This window comes from Pseudomonas sp. zjy_15 (assembly GCF_043101865.1).
Taxonomy (GTDB): Bacteria; Pseudomonadota; Gammaproteobacteria; order Pseudomonadales; family Pseudomonadaceae; genus Aquipseudomonas; species Aquipseudomonas putida_Y.
In genome coordinates, this window is record NZ_JBICII010000051.1 from 26855 (window position 1) to 33809 (window position 6955).

Annotated in this window: 6 protein-coding genes and 6 tRNA genes; 11 read left to right on the top strand and 1 reads right to left on the bottom strand. The window is 62.6% G+C overall.

Going from position 1 to position 6955, the window contains the following annotated elements; all coding sequences use genetic code 11:
* Nucleotides 1-11: 11 nt before the first annotated feature.
* Nucleotides 12-1067 (bottom strand): HlyD family secretion protein, encoded by a 1056-nt coding sequence (locus ACF8EF_RS09705; RefSeq protein WP_392529083.1) that lies wholly within the window; start codon nt 1065-1067, stop codon nt 12-14.
* Between the two features lie 143 nt (nt 1068-1210).
* Here ACF8EF_RS09705 and gltX point away from each other — a divergent pair, with 143 nt between their 5' ends.
* From gltX to ACF8EF_RS09760, 11 genes are all read left to right on the top strand, one after another.
* A complete protein-coding gene (gene gltX / locus ACF8EF_RS09710; RefSeq protein WP_010952995.1) occupies nt 1211-2692 on the top strand; it encodes a glutamate--tRNA ligase in 1482 nt (493 codons plus the stop codon).
* A gap of 280 nt (nt 2693-2972) precedes the next feature.
* Nucleotides 2973-3048, top strand: a tRNA-Ala gene (locus ACF8EF_RS09715).
* A gap of 72 nt (nt 3049-3120) precedes the next feature.
* Nucleotides 3121-3196, top strand: a tRNA-Glu gene (locus tag ACF8EF_RS09720).
* 51 nt (nt 3197-3247) lie between these two features.
* A tRNA-Ala gene (locus ACF8EF_RS09725) sits at nt 3248-3323 on the top strand.
* A 42-nt stretch (nt 3324-3365) separates the two neighbouring features.
* A tRNA-Glu gene (locus ACF8EF_RS09730) sits at nt 3366-3441 on the top strand.
* A gap of 61 nt (nt 3442-3502) precedes the next feature.
* Nucleotides 3503-3578, top strand: a tRNA-Ala gene (locus tag ACF8EF_RS09735).
* 42 nt (nt 3579-3620) lie between these two features.
* Nucleotides 3621-3696 (top strand) — tRNA-Glu (locus tag ACF8EF_RS09740).
* A gap of 171 nt (nt 3697-3867) precedes the next feature.
* A complete protein-coding gene (locus ACF8EF_RS09745; RefSeq protein WP_176685749.1) occupies nt 3868-4407 on the top strand; it encodes a TetR/AcrR family transcriptional regulator in 540 nt (179 codons plus the stop codon).
* Between the two features lie 15 nt (nt 4408-4422).
* Complete coding sequence (locus tag ACF8EF_RS09750) at nt 4423-5304, top strand: alpha/beta fold hydrolase (protein WP_392529084.1); 882 nt, start codon at nt 4423-4425, stop codon at nt 5302-5304.
* A gap of 104 nt (nt 5305-5408) precedes the next feature.
* Nucleotides 5409-5843 (top strand): thioesterase family protein, encoded by a 435-nt coding sequence (locus ACF8EF_RS09755; RefSeq protein WP_003247186.1) that lies wholly within the window; start codon nt 5409-5411, stop codon nt 5841-5843.
* Between the two features lie 51 nt (nt 5844-5894).
* Complete coding sequence (locus ACF8EF_RS09760; RefSeq protein ID WP_176685747.1) at nt 5895-6866, top strand: tRNA-dihydrouridine synthase; 972 nt, start codon at nt 5895-5897, stop codon at nt 6864-6866.
* The last annotated feature ends 89 nt before the right edge of the window (nt 6867-6955 follow it).

Genomic DNA, 6955 nt, shown 5'->3' on the forward strand with positions numbered 1-6955 from the left:
GCAGCAGTTGGTCACCGGCCATTGTGGTCTACGTCTTCACTGCGCAGGTCGACAGTGGCGGTCACCGACATGCCGGGGCGAATACGCCCATGCAACGGGTTGTCGGCGCGGAACGTGAGTTTTACCGGGATGCGCTGCACAACTTTGGTGAAGTTGCCGGTGGCGTTGTCCGGTGGCAGCAGGCTGAACTGCGCACCGGACGCGGCGAACAGGCTGTCCACCCGGCCTTCGATCGGTGTGTCTGGGTAGCTGTCGAACAGCAGCTCTGCGCGCTGGCCGGGGTGCATGCGGCCGATCTGGGTTTCCTTGAAGTTGGCCTGCACCCAGATGTCTTCATCCGGCACGATCGACAGCAGGTAGGCACCGGCCTGCACCACCTGGCTATTGCGCGCACTACGCTGGCCGATGGTGCCGCTGATCGGCGCATGGATTTCGCAGCGGGTCAGGTTCAGTTCGGCCTGGGCCAGGTCGGTGCGGGCATTGGCGATTTGCGCATCGAGGCGCTTGAGCTCGGCGTTCAGGGCGGTGACCTGCTGGCGCTGGCTTTGCAGGTCGGCGCGGGCCTTGTCGACCTGGGAGCCGGCGACATGGCTGTCCGCCGACAGGGTAGTGACCCGCTCTTCGGAGACAAAACCCGGTTTGCGCAGCTTCTCCGCGCGGCTCAGGTCCAGCCGCGAGCGGTCGAACGTGGCCTGGGTGGCCGCCAACTGGGCCTGGCCGGCGGCAATCAGGCTGCCTTGTTGGGTGAGGCGGCTTTGCGCTTGCGCATACTCGGCTTCGCGGGTGGCCAGGGCGGCACGGGCGCGTTCGACCGCCAGCTCGAAGTCGGCGGCTTCCAGGCGCACCAGCAAGCTACCCTTGCTGACGTGCTGGTTGTCCTCGACCGGCACTGTTTCGATACGTGCGCCGAGCTGGCTGGAGATACGGGTGATCTCGCCCTGCACGTAGGCGTTGTCGGTGCTTTCGTAGAAGCGGCCCTTGAAGTACCAGTGGGCCAGGAAGGCAAGGGCAATGATGGCCACCAGGGTGAAGAAGATCGTCAGGCGGCGTTTGAGTTGGGCAGGCATGGGGACTATCGTTCCAGAAATGTAAACAAATTTAACAGCGGCGCCGGGCCTGTCGACAAGTGACGTTCGCGCCATTGCTGGAGCCCGGTGCCCGCCTCCTGCTAACATCCCGCCTTTGTTTCATCTTTCGTTCGAGACTCTCCATGACCACCGTACGCACGCGTATTGCGCCATCGCCTACCGGCGACCCCCATGTCGGCACTGCCTACATCGCCCTGTTCAACTACTGCTTTGCCAAGCAGCACGGCGGTGAGTTCATCCTGCGCATCGAAGACACCGATCAGCTGCGCTCCACGCGCGAGTCGGAGCAACAGATCTTCGACGCTCTGCGCTGGCTTGGCATCGAATGGAACGAAGGCCCGGATGTCGGCGGCCCGCATGGCCCTTACCGGCAGAGCGAGCGTGGCGAAATCTACGCCAAGTACGCCAAGGAACTGGTAGACGCCGGCCACGCCTTCTACTGCTTCTGCACCGCCGAAGAGCTGGAGCAGATGCGTGCCGAGCAGCAGGCCCGCGGCGAAACCCCGCGTTACGATGGCCGTGCGTTGCTGATGAGCGCCGAAGAAGTGCAGCGCCGCCTGGACGCTGGCGAGCCGCACGTGATCCGCATGAAGGTGCCGAGCGAAGGCATCTGCGTGGTACCGGACATGCTGCGCGGCGATGTCGAGATCCCGTGGGACCGCATGGACATGCAGGTACTGATGAAGAACGACGGCCTGCCGACGTACTTCCTGGCCAACGTGGTCGACGACCACCTGATGGGCATCACCCACGTGCTGCGTGGGGAAGAGTGGCTGCCATCGGCGCCCAAGCTGATCAAACTGTACGAGTACTTCGGCTGGGAGCAGCCCAAGCTGTGCTACATGCCGCTGCTGCGCAACCCGGACAAATCCAAACTGTCCAAGCGCAAGAACCCGACCTCGGTCACCTTCTATGAGCGCATGGGCTTCATGCCTGAAGCGATGCTCAACTATCTTGGCCGCATGGGCTGGTCGATGCCTGACGAGCGCGAGAAGTTCTCGCTGGCCGAAATGGTCGAGCACTTCGACCTGTCGCGTATCTCGCTGGGCGGCCCGATCTTCGACATCGAGAAGCTGTCCTGGCTCAACGGCCAGTGGCTGCGCGAGCTGCCGGTAGAGGAATTCGCCGCACGCCTGCAGAAATGGGCGTTCAACAGCGATTACATGATGAAGATTGCCCCGCACGTGCAGGGCCGGGTAGAAACCTTCAGCCAGGTAGCCCCGTTGGGCGGGTTCTTCTTCGAAGGCGCGCTCAAGCTGGACGCCAAGCTGTTCGAAAGCAAGAAACTGTCGGCCGACCAGGTGCGCCAGGTGATCCAGCTGATCCTGTGGAAGCTTGAAAGCCTGCGCCAGTGGGAAAAAGAGCGCATCACCGGTTGCATCCAGGCCGTGGTCGAGGCGCTGGAGCTGAAGCTGCGTGACGCCATGCCGCTGATGTTCGCCGCCATCACCGGCCAGGCCAGCTCGGTTTCGGTGCTGGACGCCATGGAAATCCTCGGTCCCGACCTGACCCGCTACCGCCTGCGCCAGGCCTTGGACCTGCTGGGTGGGGTGTCGAAGAAAGAAAACAAAGAGTGGGAAAAGCTGTTGGCTTCCATTGCCTGATTCAGCTTTGCACCTAACCTGTGGGAGCGGGCGTGCCCGCGAATGCAATGGTAAATTCAATACCGCATTTGCGGGCACGCCCGCTCCCACAGGCCAACTAAGCCCCAAAAAACCGGGGCAGGGCGGTAAGTGATTGTTATCTGTGAAAAAATTTTTGAATATTTTTGAAAATTAGTTTGACAGCCCTGCAATCCGATCTTAATATGCGCCCCGTCCACAGCGATGAACGAAAACGAAACGCTAGCCACCCAGCCAGCGGTTAAGTTCAAAGCGACATTGTGGGGCTATAGCTCAGCTGGGAGAGCGCCTGCATGGCATGCAGGAGGTCAGCGGTTCGATCCCGCTTAGCTCCACCAAATTCCGCTTAGCAGCCAAGGCTGATAAGCAAGACCGGGTCCAGCAACCGGGTCTTGAAGGTAAGAAGGTTCGTCCCCTTCGTCTAGTGGCCTAGGACACCGCCCTTTCACGGCGGTAACAGGGGTTCGAGTCCCCTAGGGGACGCCAGTTTTACACAAGCGATGTTGGTATGTCGCTGGGCCGCGAGGCTAGAAATCCGGGGCTATAGCTCAGCTGGGAGAGCGCCTGCATGGCATGCAGGAGGTCAGCGGTTCGATCCCGCTTAGCTCCACCAATTTTGCCGCGGTTCGCGTTAGCGGATCGGCACGAAGGTTACGTCCCCTTCGTCTAGTGGCCTAGGACACCGCCCTTTCACGGCGGTAACAGGGGTTCGAGTCCCCTAGGGGACGCCACTTTTCCTGCGTTTTGCAGGGCTTAAAAAGGCTCGTCGATTATTGATGAGCCTTTTGTTTCGGGGCTATAGCTCAGCTGGGAGAGCGCCTGCATGGCATGCAGGAGGTCAGCGGTTCGATCCCGCTTAGCTCCACCATTTCTGCCAGGGTTCACACGAGTGGATCTTCGCGAAGGTTACGTCCCCTTCGTCTAGTGGCCTAGGACACCGCCCTTTCACGGCGGTAACAGGGGTTCGAGTCCCCTAGGGGACGCCACGTTTACCCGCGTTTTGCGGGACTTTAAAGGCTCATTCGCTTATTGAATGGGCCTTTTGTTTTTTCCTTCCCCAATAATTTTCCCTCCGACAAGCGGTCGCAGGTTCTGCTTGCCAAAAAATATGATGAGAATAATATTTCGATCATCATATTTTGTTTGGTGCGTGCCCGATGAGCGACAAGAAGAGCAGAACCCGCGAACGCATTCTGGAGGCTGCGCGCACTGCGCTGATCCAGCACGGCCCGGCCGAGCCCAGCGTCAGCCAGGTGATGGGTGCGGCAGGCCTGACCGTCGGCGGCTTCTACGCACACTTCGACAGCAAGGACGAGCTGATGCTCGAGGCGTTCCGCCAATTGTTGGGTGAGCGCCGAGCCTTGCTCGCCCAGATCGACCCCAGTCTCGATGGCGCCGGGCGGCGAGCGCTGGCTGGCGCCTTCTACCTCTCGCGCAAGCACCGGGACTGCGAAGTGCATGCTTGCCCGCTGCCTAACGCGTTGGGCGAAATGCAGCGCCTGCCGGAGGTCTTCCGCGAGGTGCTGGCCGAGCACATCGAGTTGATGACTGCCGCGATGGTTGACCGCCCTGAGGATGCCGACAAAGCGCTGGCCGACCTGGCCCTGATGGTTGGGGGGCTGGCGCTGGCCCGGGCCTTGGGGACCAGTGACCTGTCTGACCGTATTCTGCGCGCCGCCAAATCGGCGGTGCTTTAAACCTGGAGCATGGCGATGACCACCCTGAGCTGGATTCGCGGTGTCAATGGCACCTTGGGCCGCCTGGCCCCCGAGCATGTCGCGGGCAAGATGCGCCGAGCCTTCATGACTCCGCGCAACCTGCCGCCGCGGGATTGGGAGCTGCCTGTGCTGGCCAGCGCCGAGCGCATTACGCTGCGCTTCGGTCTGTCTGCCTTGCGCTGGGGTCAAGGGCCGACCGTGCTGCTGATGCACGGTTGGGAGGGGCGCCCGACGCAGTTTGCCGCCTTGATCGAGACCTTGGTTCAGGCGGGGCATACGGTGGTGTCGCTGGAAGGGCCTGGGCATGGTCGTTCGCCTGGCGAGCAAGCGAATGTGGTGCTGTTTGCCCGGGCGCTGCTTGAGGCTGTGGCTGAGTTGCCGCCCTTGCGTGCAGTCATTGGCCATTCCATGGGTGGGGCGAGCGTGCTGCTGGCTTTGCAGATGGGGCTGCGTACAGAGGCGGCTGTCAGCATTGCAGCGCCGGCGCGGTTGCTCGGTGTGTTGCGTGGTTTTGCCCATCGCCTGGGGCTGCCAGCCCGGGCACGGGCAGCGTTCATTCGCCAGATCGAGCGCGATGTGGGCATGCAGATTGCGCGGCTGGATGTCACGGGTTACCAGCTGGAGCTGCCGGGGCTGGTGGTGCATGCTGCCGATGATGCTCTCGTGTCCGCAGATGAGGCACATGTCATCCACAAGGCCTGGTTCGACAGCCGGCTGATGCTGCTGGAAGAGGGTGGTCACCAGCGAGTGCTGGCCGACCCGCGGCTGAGTGAAGCCGTGCTCGAATTGCTGGCTCGGGCTGAGGCGGTCAGTGTCGGCGCGGCTTCAGCGGCGAATATCGGTATCGCCGCCGGGGCCATCCACCGCGGTGTCTGATTCGCGGGCAAGCCCGCCCCTATAACGACCGCCTCAGGCTCACAGGGGCTGGACATTGCCCCGCAGATCGCTGCTAAATCGCCTTTTGCGCCAAGGAAGCGAAAATGAGCTGGGACCTGGCAACACCCTTCGTCATCGACCTGCGCGTCGGCAGCGAGGACATCGACGGCCTTGGCCACGCCAACAATGCGGTCTACGTGACCTGGCTTGAGCGTTGCGCCTGGCGCCATTCCCAGCGCCTGGGGCTGGACCTGGCCGAATACCGGCGCCTTGACCGGGCGATGGCCGTGGTGCGCCACGAAATCGACTACCTGGCCGCTGCCTATGAGGACGACGAGCTGCAACTGGCCACCTGGATCATTGACTGGGACCAGCGCCTGCGCATGACCCGGCGTTTTCAGCTCAAGCGCCCGCGCGATGGTGTGACACTGCTGCGCGCGCAAACCACCTTTGCCTGCATCGAGCTGTCCAGCGGCAAGCCCAGGCGTATGCCGGCGGAATTCGTCGAGGGTTACGGTCCGGCGCTGATCGGTGCCTGAGTCGCCGGCAATTTTTGTTAAACTGCCGGCTTTTTCCGCTGAGACCCCGACATGCAAATTGCCCTGGCCCCCATGGAGGGGCTGGTCGACAACATCCTGCGCGACGTATTGACCCGCGTGGGCGGTATCGACTGGTGCGTCACCGAGTTCATTCGCGTGTGCGACCGTCTGTTGCCGGCGTCCTCGTTCCACAAGCTGGCGCCTGAGCTGCGCCAGGGCGCGCGCACCGCTTCCGGTGTGCCCATGCGTGTGCAATTGCTGGGTTCGGACCCGGTATGCCTGGCGGAAAACGCCGCACTGGCTTGCGAGCTTGGGGCGCCGGTGATCGACCTGAACTTCGGTTGCCCGGCAAAGACAGTGAACAAGTCGCGAGGTGGTGCGGTACTGCTCAAGGAGCCAGAGTTGCTGCACGCCATTGTGCGTGAGGTGCGGCGTGCAGTACCGGCGAATATCCCGGTGACCTCGAAGATGCGCCTGGGCTTTGACAGCCCCGACGGGGCGCTGGAGTGCGCCACGGCGCTGGCCGAGGGCGGTTCGGCACATCTGGTGGTGCACGCGCGGACCAAGGTTGAGGGCTACAAGCCGCCAGCGCACTGGGAGTGGGTGGCGCGGGTACAGGATGTGGTCAAGGTGCCGGTGTTCGCCAATGGCGAGATCTGGACGGTTGATGACTGGCGGCGTTGCCGCGAGGTCAGTGGCGCTGAAGACATCATGCTCGGGCGTGGGCTGGTATCGCGCCCGGACCTGGGTCTGCAGATTGCAGCGGCGCGGGACGGGCGCGACTATCAGCCGATGAGCTGGCAGGACTTGTTGCCTCTGTTGCGTGAGTTCTGGTGTCAGGCTCAGGCCAAATTGTCGCCGCGTTATGCGCCGGGGCGGATGAAGCAGTGGCTGGCGATGCTGACTCGCAGTTACCCTGAAGCGGTGGTGTTGTTTGCCGAGTTGCGCCGGGAAGATGACTGCGCGCGGATCAGCCGGTTGCTGGGGGTAGAGGCTCAAGCCCTGGAGGCTTGCGTCGCCTGAGCAGGTCTCTGGTACTGCACCTGTAGGAGCGGGTTTACCCGCGAAAGGACCGGCCCTGCTGGCCAATTTCCACCCGCCGTTCACCGATG

What these genes read in the sequence shown, in the direction of transcription:
- ACF8EF_RS09705 (WP_392529083.1), bottom strand. Translation starts at nt 1,067, where the DNA reads ATGCCTGCCCAACTCAAACGCCGCCTGACGATCTTCTTCACCCTGGTG.
- gltX (WP_010952995.1), top strand. Translation starts at nt 1,211, where the DNA reads ATGACCACCGTACGCACGCGTATTGCGCCATCGCCTACCGGCGACCCC.
- ACF8EF_RS09745 (WP_176685749.1), top strand. Translation starts at nt 3,868, where the DNA reads ATGAGCGACAAGAAGAGCAGAACCCGCGAACGCATTCTGGAGGCTGCG.
- ACF8EF_RS09750 (WP_392529084.1), top strand. Translation starts at nt 4,423, where the DNA reads ATGACCACCCTGAGCTGGATTCGCGGTGTCAATGGCACCTTGGGCCGC.
- ACF8EF_RS09755 (WP_003247186.1), top strand. Translation starts at nt 5,409, where the DNA reads ATGAGCTGGGACCTGGCAACACCCTTCGTCATCGACCTGCGCGTCGGC.
- ACF8EF_RS09760 (WP_176685747.1), top strand. Translation starts at nt 5,895, where the DNA reads ATGCAAATTGCCCTGGCCCCCATGGAGGGGCTGGTCGACAACATCCTG.